General features: G+C 60.7%; 14 protein-coding genes. 9 read left to right on the top strand and 5 right to left on the bottom strand.

All coding sequences use genetic code 11. The features are described 5' to 3' along the window. Window positions 1-384: 384 nt before the first annotated feature. On the bottom strand, window positions 385-1,161 hold the full coding sequence (locus ABWW33_RS25050) for an enoyl-CoA hydratase (protein ID WP_176655507.1): 777 nt from the start codon (window positions 1,159-1,161) through the stop codon (window positions 385-387). Window positions 1,162-1,260: 99 nt separating this feature from the next. On the opposite strand from ABWW33_RS25050, the gene ABWW33_RS25045 reads away from it, so the two are divergent. Then, on the top strand, window positions 1,261-2,553 hold the full coding sequence (locus ABWW33_RS25045; protein ID WP_353404207.1) for an MFS transporter: 1,293 nt from the start codon (window positions 1,261-1,263) through the stop codon (window positions 2,551-2,553). 63 nt (window positions 2,554-2,616) lie between these two features. Further along, window positions 2,617-3,054, top strand: a complete 438-nt coding sequence (locus ABWW33_RS25040) for a universal stress protein (protein WP_176655506.1) — start codon at window positions 2,617-2,619, stop codon at window positions 3,052-3,054. Here the strand turns inward: ABWW33_RS25040 and mltA are convergent. Next, on the bottom strand, window positions 3,051-4,271 hold the full coding sequence (mltA, locus tag ABWW33_RS25035; RefSeq protein ID WP_353404205.1) for a murein transglycosylase A: 1,221 nt from the start codon (window positions 4,269-4,271) through the stop codon (window positions 3,051-3,053). The two genes, ABWW33_RS25040 and mltA, sit on opposite strands and share 4 nt — an antisense overlap. Window positions 4,272-4,407: 136 nt before the next feature. Then, window positions 4,408-4,782: a Co2+/Mg2+ efflux facilitator ApaG/CorD gene (gene apaG / locus ABWW33_RS25030; RefSeq protein WP_161098014.1), complete on the bottom strand. Its 375-nt coding sequence runs from the start codon at window positions 4,780-4,782 to the stop codon at window positions 4,408-4,410. 184 nt (window positions 4,783-4,966) lie between these two features. On the opposite strand from apaG, the gene rpe reads away from it, so the two are divergent. From rpe to trpC, 7 genes are all read left to right on the top strand, one after another. After that, the gene (gene rpe / locus ABWW33_RS25025; RefSeq protein WP_353404204.1) at window positions 4,967-5,635 is read left to right on the top strand and encodes a ribulose-phosphate 3-epimerase; all 669 of its coding nucleotides are present in this window, start codon (window positions 4,967-4,969) and stop codon (window positions 5,633-5,635) included. Further along, entirely contained in the window at window positions 5,635-6,318 is a 684-nt protein-coding gene (locus ABWW33_RS25020; protein ID WP_353404203.1) for a phosphoglycolate phosphatase, read from the top strand. The genes rpe and ABWW33_RS25020 overlap by 1 nt, the downstream gene beginning before the upstream one ends. 214 nt (window positions 6,319-6,532) lie before the next feature. Then, entirely contained in the window at window positions 6,533-8,029 is a 1,497-nt protein-coding gene (gene trpE, locus ABWW33_RS25015) for an anthranilate synthase component I (protein WP_353404202.1), read from the top strand. A 1-nt stretch (window position 8,030) separates the two neighbouring features. After that, window positions 8,031-8,594 (top strand): anthranilate synthase component II, encoded by a 564-nt coding sequence (locus tag ABWW33_RS25010; protein ID WP_353404201.1) that lies wholly within the window; start codon window positions 8,031-8,033, stop codon window positions 8,592-8,594. A gap of 69 nt (window positions 8,595-8,663) precedes the next feature. Beyond that, window positions 8,664-9,701, top strand: coding sequence for an anthranilate phosphoribosyltransferase (trpD, locus tag ABWW33_RS25005; protein WP_176655501.1), 1,038 nt, complete (start codon window positions 8,664-8,666; stop codon window positions 9,699-9,701). A 92-nt stretch (window positions 9,702-9,793) separates the two neighbouring features. Further along, the gene (locus ABWW33_RS25000; protein WP_176655500.1) at window positions 9,794-10,459 is read left to right on the top strand and encodes a LysE family translocator; all 666 of its coding nucleotides are present in this window, start codon (window positions 9,794-9,796) and stop codon (window positions 10,457-10,459) included. Window positions 10,460-10,472: 13 nt separating this feature from the next. Then, window positions 10,473-11,273: an indole-3-glycerol phosphate synthase TrpC gene (trpC, locus tag ABWW33_RS24995; RefSeq protein ID WP_353404200.1), complete on the top strand. Its 801-nt coding sequence runs from the start codon at window positions 10,473-10,475 to the stop codon at window positions 11,271-11,273. 155 nt (window positions 11,274-11,428) lie between these two features. Here the strand turns inward: trpC and ABWW33_RS24990 are convergent, their stop codons facing one another. Continuing rightward, a complete protein-coding gene (locus ABWW33_RS24990) occupies window positions 11,429-12,613 on the bottom strand; it encodes a GGDEF domain-containing protein (RefSeq protein ID WP_353404199.1) in 1,185 nt (394 codons plus the stop codon). A gap of 260 nt (window positions 12,614-12,873) precedes the next feature. Further along, entirely contained in the window at window positions 12,874-14,691 is a 1,818-nt protein-coding gene (locus ABWW33_RS24985; RefSeq protein ID WP_353404198.1) for a M61 family metallopeptidase, read from the bottom strand. Between the last annotated feature and the right edge of the window lie 4 nt (window positions 14,692-14,695).

Genomic DNA, 14,695 nt, shown 5'->3' with positions numbered 1-14,695 from the left:
GTTCAATCTGAGCCAGGATCAAACTCTTCAGTTTAATCTCTGTTACTTTGACACTTTCGTGTCACCAGCATTTCTGCTGGGTCGCTCACTCAAAATACTGACAGGCCACTATTTTCATAGCGCCTATTTCATTACTTCTTGTGAACATTTGATATTTTTTAAGTTTCACGAAACCCGAAGGCTTCGTGTGCACTTCCATCAAACGTCCACACTTATCGACTGTTAATTTTTAAAGAACTTGTTCGATACTGCTTGCTGCTTATCGACAAAGCGTTGTGTTTGTCAGCAACAGAGAAGCGAGATTATGAAGTGTTTCTTTTCTCTCGTCAACCCCTCGTTTTACGTCACATTCTTATGTGTTGTTCTGCGAGGGGCCGAATCATATCAAAGACCTTCGAAGTTTGGCAAGCGCTTTTCAAGGAAGGCATGCATGCCCTCTTTTTGAGCCGGCGTACCGAACGCTGCCTGGAACAAACGGCGCTCGTAATTGACGCCTTCGGTCAGCGTGGTTTCAAACGCGCGGTTGACAGCATCCTTGATCATCATCGCGACCGAGGTCGGCATCGAGGCGATCTGTTTGGCCGCGGTCAGCACTTCTTCGATCAGCTTGTCCGCAGGGACTACGCGCGAAACCAGGCCGATGCGCTCGGCTTCGGCCGCGTCGATGGTGCGCGCCGTCAGCAGCAAGTCCATGGCCTTGGCCTTGCCGATGGTGCGCGGCAGGCGCTGCGTGCCGCCGGCGCCAGGCGTGACGCCAACCTTGATTTCCGGCTGGCCGAACTTGGCGTTGTCAGCCGCGATCAGGAAGTCACACATCATCGCCAGCTCGCAGCCGCCGCCCAACGCATAGCCGGCCACGGCGCCGACCACCGGCTTGCGGATGCGCAGGATGTGCTCCCAGTTGCGCGTGATGTAGTTGTCGCGGTAGGTGTCCTGGTAAGTGTAGTCCGCCATGGCCGCGATGTCGGCGCCGGCGGCGAAGGCTTTCTCGCTGCCGGTCAGCACAATGCAGCCGATGGCTGGATCGGCGTCGAACTTATATAAGGCATCGCCCAGCTCGTTCATCATGCGGTCGTTCAGCGCGTTCAGCGCCTTCGGCCGGTTCAAACGGATCAGGGCGACTTTGTCGTGCACTTCGACGATCAGATCTTCATATTGCATAGGTGTCTCCTTCACGGTGAAATATTCCTCGAGGATTGTAGCGCCTAACTCCCGCACTGGTATGATTGAAGATCGGCAACCTGCTTTAAAGAGCTTCCTATTTTTACCGCCTTTCGCCATTACCTGAAGGACAAGCTGAGCGGCGACGACCTGCTGCGCAACAGCGGCTTCATGCGCTACTGGTTCAGCGCCACCCTCAACGGCTTCGGCAGCTACATCAGCGCGCTGGCTCTACCGCTGTGCTCGGTTTTGCTGCTGCACGCCACGCCGGCGCAGATGGGCGTGCTCGGCGCGTGCCAGGCGATTCCGTTCGCGCTGCTGGCCTTGCCGGCCGGCGTCCTTCTCGACCGCAACCGCAAACTGCCGGTGCTGTTGGCCAGCAAGGCCGTCCTGGCTGTCACCTTGGCCAGCATACCGGCCGCCTGGTGGCTGGGCGTGCTGTCGATCCACTGGATGTATGCGGTGTCGTTCGTCATCGGCGCTTGTTCGGTGCTGGGCGGCGGCGCCGAACAGATCTTCCTGACCAACCTGATCGGGCGTGACCGCCTGACCGATGCCCAGTCCAAGTTCGCCGCCACCGATTCGGCCTCGCGCCTGCTGGCGCCTGGCGTCGCCGGCGTGCTGATCCAGTGGCTGACCGCGCCGTTCGCGGTGCTGCTGAACGCCTTCGGCTTCGTGATCTCCATCCTGTTGCTGCGCAATCTGAAGGCCAACGATCCGAAGCCGCCGCCGTCGAACAAGCATCCGCTGCGCGACATCCACGACGGCCTGCTGTTCATCTGGGGGCAGCCGCTGCTGCGCACGCTGGCCTGGGGCGCCGGCGTCTGGCACATGCTGTTCTACGGATTCACGGCGCTCAACGTGCTGTTCTGCACGCGCGAACTGGGCATGACGGCAGGCATGCTGGGCGCGGCGCAGATGGTGGGCGGTATAGGCGTGCTGCTGAGTTCCCTGATGCTGAAGCCATTGAATGCCCGCTTCGGTCCCGGCGTGACCATGCTGATCGGCATAGGCTTGACCGCGTTTGCGTTTGCCGCGATGCCGGTGGTGCCGGCAAATCTGTTCGGCAGTCCGAACGCCAGCGCGGTCGCCGCCGGCGGTTTGTCGCTGTTCATGGATTGCGGCGTGATGCTGTTCTTCATGCCCTACATGACACTGCGCCAGAAGGTCACGCCGGATGAGTATCTGGGCCGCATGGTGTCGACGATGCGCTTCCTGACGGTGGCGACGGCGCCGCTCGGCGCGCTGGCCGCCGGCTACATCGGCGAACATTTCAGCATCCGCACCGGCATGGCCTGCGTGGCGGCCGGCGGCATCCTGCTGACGATCAGCATGGCGATGTCGTCGTCCATGCGCGGCAGCCAGCCGGCGGTGGCGCCGGCAGCCACCTAACGTGCGCCGGGCATCCGCCTAAAACATTAGGCTGGTTGCCATATCCATTCTTGGGAGCGCGCCATGTTCAAGTCCATTTTGCTGCCGACGGACGGTTCGGACCTCTCGGACAAGGCCACCGCCACGGCGGTGCGGTTCGCCAGGCTCAATCAGGCGAAGATCGTCGCTATCACGGTGATACAGCCGTTGCCGTTTTCGTCCATGGGCGACAGCGGCGCGGTGATCGATTCCGGCCAGTTCGCCACCCAGATGCAGGACGCCGCGCGCCGGCATATCGAAAAGGTGGCCGCAGCCGCGCTGGCCGCCGATATTCCGTTCGAAGGAGTGATAACGATGTCGCCCAGCCCCTACGAGGAAATCGTCGAGGCGGCGAAGAAGCATGGCTGCGACATCATCATGATGGCGTCGCACGGACGCACGGGCCTGAACCGGCTGTTCCTGGGCAGCGAGACGCAGAAGGTACTCGCGCATACCACGCTGCCCGTGATGGTGCTTCGCTAGTTGACCTGCTTGGGCAGCAGCACCCAGACGCTGCCCCGCTGCTTCATGCGGCCGGCGTTTTCCGATGCTTCCGTGCCGAAGCCGAAGAAGTAATCGACCCGGATCGCGCCGCGGATCGCGCCGCCGGTATCCTGCGCCATGACCAGCCGCTGCAGCGGAATGTCGCTGTTCGGCATGGTGGTCGCCAGGAACACCGGGGCGCCCAGCGGCAACTGCGACGCATCGATGGCCACCGAGCGCGCAGGCGTCAGCGGCACGCCCAGCGAACCTTTCGGGCCGACCTTCGGATCCGGCAGGCGCTCTTCGCGGAAGAACACATAGCTCGGATTTGCATTGAACAGCTCCTGCATGCGCGTCGGGTGGCCGGCGATCCAGGCCTTGATGCCCTGCGCCGACGCCTGCTCCACGGTCAACTCGCCCTTCTCCACCAGGTACTTGCCGATTGATTTATACGGATGGCCGTTCTGGTCCGCGTACGCCACGCGCACTGTTTCCTGGGTATCGGTCAGCTGCACCCGTCCCGAGCCCTGCACCTGCAGGAAGAACGACTCGACCGGATCGTCGACCCACAGCAGCTCCTTGCCGGGGAAGTCGGCCTTCTCGATGTCGGCGCGGGTCGCATAAGGCACCACCTTCTTGCCCACCAGCTTGCCCCGCAGGCGCATGCCCTTCAGTTCCGGATACACGCTGGCCAGATCGATGGTGACCATATCGTCCGGCACCTTGAACAGCGGCGTCTGATACGGACCGCCCTTCTTGCGGGCGCCGCGCAGCAGCGGCTCGTAATAGCCGGTGATCAGGCCGTCGGTCGCGCCGTCCGGCGCCACCACCTGGTTGGGCACCATGAAGGCTTCGAAGAAGGTGCGGATCGCCTGCTCGTCGCCCGCGTTGACGGAGCGGGCGATGGTGCAGGGTTCCTTCCAGTTCGGCTGCTTGACCAGCACCGAGCACGAGGACATGAAGGCCGGCCATGCGGCGCGCACGTCATCCTTGTCCCAGCCGGGCAGCGCGGCGAAGGTGGTCGGCACCAGTTGCAGCGCGGTCGGCTTGGCCGGTTCGGGCGTCGGCTGGGCTGGCGGCGCGACGGGCGGCACCGGCACGGCTGGTCCAGCGGGCGGCACCGGCTTCTCCGGCGGCAGCGGAGTGGTGGTACAGGCGGCCAGCGAAAGCGCCACGACGGTCAGCGGAACGAGTAGACTACGGCGTGTTAATGACATAAGGATAGCTATGTGGGTATTAATGATAGAAGCATGCGTGGCGTTTTTCCTGCTGGTGTTTATCGTCTGGTGGACTATGTACCAGGGCAAGGGCAAGACTAAAAAGCTGCCCCCGCCGGAGAACGAACAGGAATAATCAGTGCAGCGTGCGCGGCAGCGACAGCACAAACTCCGGGATCTTGACTTCGAACTGATGGCCGTCCTCGGCCACGCAGAAGTATTCACCGACCATCGAGCCCTGCTGGGTTTGCAGCGCCGTGCCGCTGGTGTATTCGAAATGTTCGCCGGGTTGCAGCAGCGGCTGGTGGCCGACCACGCCCAGGCCGCGCACTTCTTCCACATGGTTGTTGGCGTCGGTGATGACCCAGTGGCGTGAGATCAGCTGTGCAGCCACCGTGCCGGTGTTCTTGATCGTGATCGAGTAGGTGAAAACGAAGTTGGTGCGCTCCGGGTCCGACTGATCTGGCAGGTACTGGGTTCTGACCGACACAGTAAATTCGTAAGTGGCCATCAAAATTCCTTAGTAAAATCGCAATCGCATCTTGCAAGCTTGGCGATTGTATATCGTCAGACGCTCATTGCACCGCAAATCCGCACTCTATGCAAGGACGGCGCGGCTGAAAACGGGGGTAAAACGGTCGCGGTCGCGCCGGGCAGCGTAAAATAGCGCATCTTTTTTATTGCAGTCCACCGCCATGACCACATTCCGCATCGCTCCCAGCATCCTGTCCGCCGATTTCGCCCGCCTGGGTGAAGAGGTCCGCAACGTCGTCGCCTCCGGCGCGGACATCATTCACTTTGACGTGATGGACAACCATTATGTTCCGAACCTAACCATCGGGCCGCTGGTCTGCGAAGCGATCCGCCCGCACGTGCAAGTGCCGATCGACGTCCACCTGATGGTCAAGCCGGTCGACCGCATCATTCCGGACTTCGCCAAGGCCGGCGCCAACATCATCACCTTCCACCCGGAAGCGTCGGACCATATCGACCGCTCGCTGCAGCTGATCCGCGACCACGGCTGCAAGGCCGGCCTGGTGTTCAATCCGGCCACGCCGCTGAGCTACCTGGAGCACGTGATGGACAAGATCGACATGATCCTGATCATGTCCGTCAACCCGGGCTTCGGCGGCCAGTCCTTCATTCCGCAGGCGCTGAAGAAAATCGCCGAGGCGCGCCGCCTGATCGACGAATCCGGCCGCGACATCCTGCTGGAAGTGGACGGCGGCATCAAGATCGACAACATCGCCGCCGCCGCGGCCGCGGGCGCGGACACCTTCGTGGCCGGCTCCGCCATCTTCGGCAAGCCGGACTACAAGGCTGTCATCGACGCCATGCGCGCCCAGCTGGCGACGGTAGCGTAATGAGCGTGCTGGCAGGCGTGCGCGCCGCAATCATCGACCTCGACGGCACCATGCTGGACACGATGCCCGACTTTTACGTCGCGATCAACGGCATGCTGGCGGAACTCGGCCTGAAGCCGGTCGCGCAAGAGCAGATCGCGCTGATGGTCGGCAAGGGCTCCGAAAACCTGATCCGCTCGGTGCTGGCGCTGGATCTGGACGGCGCCGGCGTCGCAGCCAGCTTCGAGGCGGCGATGGACGCCTACCAGCGCCACTACCTGAGCATCAACGGCAACCACAGCGCCCTGTATCCCGGCGTGATCGAAGGCCTGACCGCGATGAAGGCACAGGGCCTGCGCCTGGCCTGTGTAACCAACAAGCCGATATCCTTCACCACGCCGCTGCTCAAGCTGAAGGGGGTGGACGGCTTTTTCGAGGTGGTTTACGGTGGCGATTCGCTGCCGCGCAAGAAGCCCGATCCCCTGCCGCTGCAGACGGTGTGTGCCGATTTCGGCCTCAAGCCGGGGCAAGTGGTGGCCATCGGCGACTCTTCGAACGACGCGCAGGCCGCGCGGGCGGCGGGTTGCCCGGTGCTGACGGTGCCTTACGGTTACAATCACGGAGAGGCTATACACAAAACCGATTCCGATGGTATAGTAGCCACGCTGCTCGATGCCGCTATTTTGATCCGTTCACATAATTAACCGTTAGCTGAACTACTCTGACCGAAATGTCTTTCACCAAAAAACACAATGTCAACCAAACCGGCTCGATTGAGGCCTGGCTTTGGCGACGCTGGCAATCCTGGCAAAACTGAGCCGAACTGATTGCTGTCGTCCGTGCGCACGCACCCGACAGGTTTTTTGACAAACCACCGCCAAATCCACAACCACATCCCTGGCGGCATGGAGAGAAGACATGACCGAATTCGAATTCAAATCGTTGGCCAACGATGGCTACAACCGCATCCCACTGATCGCGGAAGCCTTTGCCGACCTCGAAACCCCGCTCACGCTGTACCTGAAACTGGCCCAGAGCCAGAACGCCGGCAAGAACACCTTCCTGCTTGAGTCGGTGGTCGGCGGCGAGCGTTTCGGCCGCTTCTCCTTCATCGGCCTACCGGCGACGACCGTGCTGCGCAACTTCGGCACGCGCACCGAGATCGTCAAGAACGGCGCCGTGATCGAGACGCACGAAGGCAATCCGCTGGAATTCATCGAGGCTTACCAGAAGCGCTTCAAGGTCGCGCTGCGTCCGGGCATGCCGCGCTTCTGCGGCGGCCTGGCCGGCTACTTCGGCTACGACTCGGTGCGCCACATCGAAAAAACGCTGGCCAACACCCAGCCCAAGGACGACCTGGGCCTGCCCGACATCCAGCTGATGGTGACCGAGGAACTGGCCGTCATCGACAACCTCTCCGGCAAGCTGTACCTGATCGTCTACGCCGACACCACGCAGCCGGAATCGTATTCCAAAGCGCGCCAGCGCCTGAAAGACCTGCGTGTGATGCTGCGCCGCGGCGTCGACGCGCCAGTGACGAGCAGCTCGGTGCGCACCGAAACCATCCGCGACTTCCCCAAGGACGAATACCTGAAGGCCGTCGCCAAGGCCCACGAATACGTGATGGCCGGCGACTTGATGCAGGTGCAGATCGGCCAGCGCATCCGCAAGCCGTACGTCGATTCGCCGCTGACCTTGTACCGCGCGCTGCGTTCGTTGAACCCGTCGCCATATATGTACTTCTACAATTTCGGCGACATGCAGATCGTCGGCGCGTCGCCGGAGATTTTGGTGCGCAACGAGACGCTGCCGGACGGCGAGAAGAAAGTCACGCTGCGCCCTATCGCCGGCACCCGTCCGCGCGGCGCCACGCCGGAACGCGACGCCGAACTGGCCAAGGAACTGCTGGCCGATCCGAAAGAGATCGCCGAACACGTGATGCTGATCGACCTGGCGCGCAATGACCTGGGCCGCATCTCCGAGATCGGCAGCGTCAGCGTCACCGACCGCCTGGTCATCGAAAAATACTCGCATGTGCAGCACATCGTCTCCAACGTCGAGGGCAAGCTGAAAGACGGCCTGTCCAACCTGGACGTGCTGCGCGCGACCTTCCCCGCCGGCACGCTGACCGGCGCGCCGAAAGTGCGGGCGATGGAAGTGATCGACGAACTGGAAATCAGCAAGCGCGGCATCTACGGCGGCGCCTGCGGCTACCTGTCCTTCGGCGGCGAAATGGACGTGGCGATCGCCATCCGCACCGGCGTCATCAAGGACGGCATGCTGTACGTGCAGGCCGCCGCCGGCATCGTCGCCGATTCGATACCGGAGATGGAATGGCAGGAAACTGAAAACAAGGCGCGCGCTGTGCTGCGCGCCGCCGAACAAGTGCAAGATGGCCTGGATGGGGAGTTCTGAGATGCTGCTGATGATCGACAATTACGACTCCTTCACCTACAACATCGTGCAGTACTTCGGCGAGCTGGGTGAGGATGTACGCGTGTACCGCAACGATGAAATCACGATTGCGGAAATCGAAGCGCTGAACCCGGACCACATCTGCATTTCGCCGGGTCCGAAAGATCCGTCGCAGGCGGGCATTTCCGTCGAGGTGCTCAAGCACTTCGCCGGCAAGAAGCCGATCCTGGGCGTGTGCCTCGGCCACCAGGCCATCGGCGAAGCGTTCGGCGGCAAAGTGATCCGCGCCAAGCAGGTCATGCACGGCAAAACTTCTTTAATCGCGCATACGGGCGTGGGCGTCTTCAAGGACCTGCCCTCCCCCTTCACGGTGATCCGTTATCACTCTCTGGCCATCGAGCGCAGCTCGCTGCCATCCTGCCTCGAAGTGACGGCATGGACCGACGACGGTGAAATCATGGGCGTGCGCCATAAGGATTACGACATCGAGGGCGTGCAGTTCCACCCCGAGTCCATCCTGTCGGAACACGGTCACGCACTGTTGAAGAACTTCCTGGTCCGCTAAAGACGCCGGCGTGCTTGCCGCGCGCCTCCTTTAGCCGCGATCCGCGTCCAAATTGAAGAAGGAATTGCCATGCCTATCACCCATCAAGAAGCACTGCTGCGCTGCATCGAGCACCGCGAGATTTTCCACGACGAGATGCTGCACCTGTTCCGCCAGATTATGTCCGGCGAAATGTCGCCGACCATGATCGCGGCCCTGACCATGGGCCTGCGCGTGAAAAAAGAAACCATCGGCGAGATCGCCGCCGCCGCGCAGGTGATGCGCGAGTTCTCCACCAAGGTGCCGATGGCCGACACCACCGGCCTGCTCGACATCGTCGGCACCGGCGGCGACGGCGCGCATACGTTCAACATCTCCACCGCGTCGATGTTTGTCGCCGCCGCCGCCGGCGCGCGCGTGGCCAAGCACGGCGGGCGCAGCGTGTCGTCCTCGTCCGGCTCGGCCGACGTGATCGAATCGCTGGGCGCCAACATCAACCTGAAACCCGAGCAGATCGCGCAATCGATCGCGCAGACCGGCATCGGCTTCATGTTCGCGCCCAACCACCACGCTGCGATGAAGCATGCGGCGCCGGTGCGCCGCGAACTGGGCGTGCGCACCATCTTCAACATCCTGGGACCGCTGACCAATCCGGCCGGCGCGCCGAATATCCTGATGGGCGTATTCCACGCCGACCTGGTGGGCATCCAGGTGCGCGTGCTGCAGCGCCTCGGCGCGCAGCATGCCATCGTGGTCTATGGCCGCGACAATATGGACGAAGTGTCGCTGGGCGCGGGCACCATGGTCGGCGAACTGATTAACGGTGAAATCCGCGAATACGAAATCCATCCGGAAGACTTCGGCCTGCAGATGATCGCCAGCCGCAACCTGAAGGTGGCCGATTCGACCGAATCGAAAGCCAAGATGATGGAAGCGCTGCGCGGCGAACCCGGCGCGGCTTTCGATATCGTCGCGCTCAACGCCGGCACCGCGCTGTATGCGGCAGGCGTGGCCAGTTCGATCGAGGACGGCCTGGCGCGTGCGCGCAAGGCCATCGCATCCGGCGACGCGCTGCGCAAGGTCGAGCAGTTCGTGCAGGTCACGCAAAGCCTCGGCGGGACTAACTAATCCACGTCATTCCCGCGAAGGCGGGAATCCATAGACCGCACGCTGTGTATGGATCCCCGCTTTCGCGAGGATGACGCCGCAAAGGAAACGACATGTTGGGTATCCACGACCTCTCACTATTCATTATCTCCGGGCTGCTGCTGAATATCATGCCGGGTCCGGATTCGCTGCTGATCATGACGCGCAGCGCCACGCAGGGCTGGCGCGCCGGCTCGGCGGCGGCGCTGGGCATAGGCGCCGGCACCATGATCCATATCTTCGCCGCGGCGCTGGGTTTGTCGGCGCTGCTGGCGACGTCGGCTGCCGCATTCACCGCCGTCAAATGGATAGGCGCGGCGTATATCGTGTACGTCGGCATCGGCATGCTGCGCGCCAGACTACGCAGCGATGCGGACGATATGGATGATGCGGCGGCTCAGGCCGTGGCGGCGCGCGCCGCGCAGCCGCTGGCGTATCGTAAAATCTTCTTCCAGGGCTTCCTCACCAACGTGCTGAACCCGAAAGTGGCTTTGTTCTTCCTGGCGTTCGTGCCGCAGTTTATTTCGGCTGAATCCACCAGCAAGCCGCTGGCGTTCATCGTCCTGGGCTGCATTTTCAATTTCAACGGTATGTTGTGGTGTAATGGCCTGGCCGTTTTCACCGCCTTTGCCAGCGCGCGCCTGAAGGTCAAACCGCTGGTGGCGCTATGGCTGAACCGCGTGACGGGCGGCCTGTTCCTGGCACTCGGCCTGCGTTTGGCGCTGGCGGAACAACATTAATCTTAGGTTTATCATGTCCGACATCCTGAACAAAATCCTCGCAGTCAAAGCCGACGAAGTCGCCGCCGCTAAAAAATACCGCAGCTTCGCCAGCCTGCGCGCCGACGTCGAAGGCAACGCCGAGCTGCGCGCCGGCCTGCGCGGCTTCGAAGCCAGCCTGCGGGCCAAGATCACCGCCGGCCATGCCGGCGTGATCACCGAAGTGAAAAAGGCCTCACCGTCGAAAGGCGTGCTGCGCGCCGACTTCCGCCCGGCCGACATAGCCGCCAGCTATCAGGCCAACGGCGCCGCGTGCCTGTCGGTGCTGACGGACGAGCAGTTCTTCCAAGGCTCGACCGCTTACCTGCAGCAGGCGCGCGCCGCCTGCGCGATTCCGGTGCTGCGCAAGGACTTCATGATCGACGTCTACCAGATCTACGAAGCCCGCGCCATGGGCGCGGACGCGATCCTGCTGATCGTCTCGGCGCTGGACCACGGATTGATGGCGGAAATGGAAGCCTGCGCCCACGAACTGGGCATGGGCGTGCTGGTGGAAACCCACGACGGCGACGAACTGACCGCCGCGCTGCGCCTGAAAACCGACTTGCTCGGCATCAATAACCGCAATTTGCGCACGTTCGAGGTGTCGCTGGAGAATACCCTGGGCCTGTTGGACCGGATTCCGGCCGGCAAACTGGTCATTACCGAGTCCGGCATCATGGTGCCGGAAGACGTCAAACGCATGCGCGAGGCAAATGTGCATGCCTTCCTGGTCGGCGAAGCGTTCATGCGGGCGCCGGATCCGGGCGCCGAGCTGGCTCGTTTGTTTAACTAGTGGACTGTAACGTTTAAATTGGGAGCGAAGGACGCGCAGGCGGCGTGCAGGGCAAGGCACAAAGCGCAGCGATAGCGAGCTATCGCGAGCATTTGCAACGCAGCCATGCGCGTTGCCTGCGCGGCAGGCGCTACCGATTTAAGCGTTACAGTCCACTAGGCCCTTACTGCCTGCTTGGGCGACGGGGCCTCGGCCGCGATCTCGATACGGTCGCGGCCCAACTCCTTGGCGCTATACAGCGCCTTGTCCGCCCGCATCAAAATCCCATCCAGGTTCTCGTCGGCACTTGCCTGGCAAGCAATACCTATGCTGACTGTGTAGGCAGGCAGCCCCTGCCCGTGCGGCTCGCGCAAGGCCGTCTGGATCCGTTCCGCGATATGGCGCGCCCGGTCCAAACCTGTATTCGGCAACAATACGATAAACTCTTCGCCGCCAAAACGGGCCACATGGTCCGACACGCGCAAGGCTTTGCCGATAACCTCGGCGACATCGATCAGTACGCGGTCGCCGGTCGCGTGGCCATAACGGTCGTTAATCTTCTTAAAATAATCCAGATCGATGCTCAGCATCGTCATCGCAGTGGATTCGCGCAGCATCAGCGCATGTTCCTTGGCGTAAATATCGGCGAAACCGCGACGATTTAATACCTGCGTCAATGGATCCAAAGTCGAGCGGCGTTCCAGGATGGTTTGCAAACGGCGGGTAGCGACCGCCATAAAGCCTACGGCCAGCAGCAATATCATGAAATGCGCGGTGGCGAGATAAATACTCTGGAATGGACCGACTGTCAGTAGAGTGGCATGCTCACTACCCATATAGAGCGCCAATATACCGCGCGTCAGCACGACCACCGATTGCAGAAACATCAGCGCGCCAAAGAATTTACTGGAAAAATGTGGCTCGCCAAAGCGGTATATCAATACAACCTGACAGGCATAGAATATAAAGCAGAGGAAAGAAAAGACCGCAACCCGGGCTGCAAAGTTCGGTTCAACAATCAACCAATAGCCGACACCCAGCATCGCCAGCGCCCAGATCAGATGAAACAACCACCACGACGGACGCTGCCCATATAGTTTCTGCGTACCGATCAGCGTTAAACCCAGTGCCCACATCAACACTGAATTCGCACAAATCAAAGGCAATGTATTTCCTAATATACCGCCACGCAGGCTAAAGCATACCGAGCCGACCGCCAATAACAGCAATCCACCAGCCCACTGTTTCAGGCCTTTAATCTCTTTAGGAAAACTTAAATGGGCGGAATAAAGCACAACGCTCATTGCACCGGCCATCAGCGTCGCCATCAGGATAATAGTAGTGGGATCAAGCAGTATCACGTGCGGAACTATCCTCTTAGGCTAAAGCGTCAGGCCAAATTCTAAACCAGAACTACGCCCAGGCGGAAAATTATCCCCACGACAACGCAAAAACCAGCTAGACATGCCAGAACCCGGCATTTACATGCCAAAATTTGGCATGCTTGAGGCAAAAAAATCCGGGGTCAGATCTGACATTCGGACAGGAGCTCAACCGTACAGCTATCTACGGTTCAGCTTGTGTCCGAATGTCAGATCTGACCCCGGATTGGAATTGCTTATCAGGCGGCGCTGGGACGTATTGGGCCGGTGGATTTCTTGCCGGCGGGGTCTAATGACAGCGTAATCCCAGGCACGCGCTCGCCTTGCAAGGTCATATTGAAGGTCATTAATTCGTCACGGCGGAATGCGTGTACTTCAACGGTCGATCCAATGCCGTAACGGGAAAGCAGCGTTTCCAGATTGGTGGCATTGACGCGCAAGCCGTCTATGGCGACTAATATATCGCCAGCTGATAAGCCGGCTTGATGGGCGGCGCCATTTTCGTGCACGGCCGATAATTTGCAATCATTGCCATCTTTACCGAGATTTGCATCCAGGCTGGGTTTTGAAGATTTTCGCTCATCGCTGTATTTAATGCCGAATGGAGCCAGCATTTTAGCCAGGGGCAGATCCTCGGTTCCACGAATATATTTATCGAAGAATGGCTTGAAACGGCCGCCGCTTATTTCATCAAATATAGCTTCAACTTCCGCTGGAGTAACTCCCCGGCCTGCGCCATTATAAAAATCGCGGCCGTAACGCTGCCACAAAGTACGCATCACATCATCCAGCGATTTCTTGCCACCGGTTTTGGCGCGTATGCTCAAATCCAGCGCCAAACCGATCAGCGAACCCTTGGTGTAATAACTGATGATGGCATTCGGCGCATTTTCATCCTGGCGATAATATTTTCCCCAGGCGTCGAAACTCGAATCCGCCACGCTTTGCTTGGTCCTCCCGCTGCCGCGCAACACGCTGCCTATGGTTTTACCCAGAAGTTTGAAATACGCCGGCTCCGCGATCACCCCGGCACGGACCAGCATCAAATCGTCGTAATAACTGGTGAAGCCTTCAAACAGCCACAGCAGCGGCGAGTAATTCTCGACTTGCAGATTGTAAGGCGCGAACGCCGCCGGCTTGATGCGCTTAACATTCCACGTGTGGAAGTATTCGTGGCTGCATAAGCCCAAGTATTGCAGGTAGCCGTCTGTTATCTCTTTGCTATTGGATGCCGTGCTCGGCAAGTCGGCGCGGGCGCAGATCAGCGCGGTCGAGGCGCGATGCTCGAGGCCGCCATATCCATCGCCGACGGCCAGCGTCATGAACACATAGCGGTCCATCGGCGCTTTCCTGGCCTTCGGTTCGAAGAAGGCGATCTGGGTTTCGCAGATCTTTTTCAGGTCGGCGCTCAGGCGCGCCAGATCCAGATTCGGCACCCGGCCGCTGATAACGATGTCGTGCGGCACGCCATGCGCCTTGAACGTGGCCAGCGCGAAATCGCCCTGCTCCACCGGGTGGTCGATCAATTCGTCGTAGTTGGCGGCGACATAGGTGCCAAAACCATAACGTTTCGCCTTCAGTTCCGGCAGCGACGTCGCCACGCGCCAGGTCTTGGCCGCCTCGTCGTCCGGACGCTGGATGTCCACCACGTGCGGCTGGTCTTCCTGCCCCAGCACGCGCAGGAACACGCTGGTGCCATTGTAAAACGCATGGTTCTGGTCCAGGTGTGCGGCGCGCACCGACAAATCCCAGGCGTAGACTTCATAGTGCAACGTCAGCGATGCCGCGTGATCCTTCAGCGGCGCTGCCTGCCAGGAATGCTTGTCCAGCTTGGCCAGCGCCACCGGCTCGCCGTTGGATTCGGCGCGGATGCGCACGATGTTGCGCGAAAATTCGCGAATCATGTAGCTGCCCGGGATCCAGGCCGGCAGCGCGAAAACCTGGCCGCCTGCGGCCGGCGCGTCCACCGTCAGCGTGACGTGGAACAGGTGGGCAGCCAGATCGTGGCCGACGATGCTGTACGCGATCGCCGGAGTGCTCTTGTTCGATTTCTTCATCAAA

Source organism: Duganella hordei, from assembly GCF_040369125.1.
Classification (GTDB): domain Bacteria; phylum Pseudomonadota; class Gammaproteobacteria; order Burkholderiales; family Burkholderiaceae_D; genus Rugamonas; species Rugamonas hordei.
The sequence above is the reverse complement of the archived record's forward strand: the minus strand, read 5'-3'. Positions and strand labels throughout refer to the sequence as shown.

Excerpts from the sequence above, each read along its gene's own strand:
- ABWW33_RS25050 (WP_176655507.1), bottom strand. The coding sequence starts at position 1,161 with ATGCAATATGAAGATCTGATCGTCGAAGTGCACGACAAAGTCGCCCTG.
- ABWW33_RS25040 (WP_176655506.1), top strand. The coding sequence starts at position 2,617 with ATGTTCAAGTCCATTTTGCTGCCGACGGACGGTTCGGACCTCTCGGAC.
- mltA (WP_353404205.1), bottom strand. The coding sequence starts at position 4,271 with ATGTCATTAACACGCCGTAGTCTACTCGTTCCGCTGACCGTCGTGGCG.
- apaG (WP_161098014.1), bottom strand. The coding sequence starts at position 4,782 with ATGGCCACTTACGAATTTACTGTGTCGGTCAGAACCCAGTACCTGCCA.
- rpe (WP_353404204.1), top strand. The coding sequence starts at position 4,967 with ATGACCACATTCCGCATCGCTCCCAGCATCCTGTCCGCCGATTTCGCC.
- ABWW33_RS25020 (WP_353404203.1), top strand. The coding sequence starts at position 5,635 with ATGAGCGTGCTGGCAGGCGTGCGCGCCGCAATCATCGACCTCGACGGC.
- trpE (WP_353404202.1), top strand. The coding sequence starts at position 6,533 with ATGACCGAATTCGAATTCAAATCGTTGGCCAACGATGGCTACAACCGC.
- ABWW33_RS25010 (WP_353404201.1), top strand. The coding sequence starts at position 8,031 with ATGCTGCTGATGATCGACAATTACGACTCCTTCACCTACAACATCGTG.
- trpD (WP_176655501.1), top strand. The coding sequence starts at position 8,664 with ATGCCTATCACCCATCAAGAAGCACTGCTGCGCTGCATCGAGCACCGC.
- ABWW33_RS25000 (WP_176655500.1), top strand. The coding sequence starts at position 9,794 with ATGTTGGGTATCCACGACCTCTCACTATTCATTATCTCCGGGCTGCTG.
- trpC (WP_353404200.1), top strand. The coding sequence starts at position 10,473 with ATGTCCGACATCCTGAACAAAATCCTCGCAGTCAAAGCCGACGAAGTC.
- ABWW33_RS24985 (WP_353404198.1), bottom strand. The coding sequence starts at position 14,691 with ATGAAGAAATCGAACAAGAGCACTCCGGCGATCGCGTACAGCATCGTC.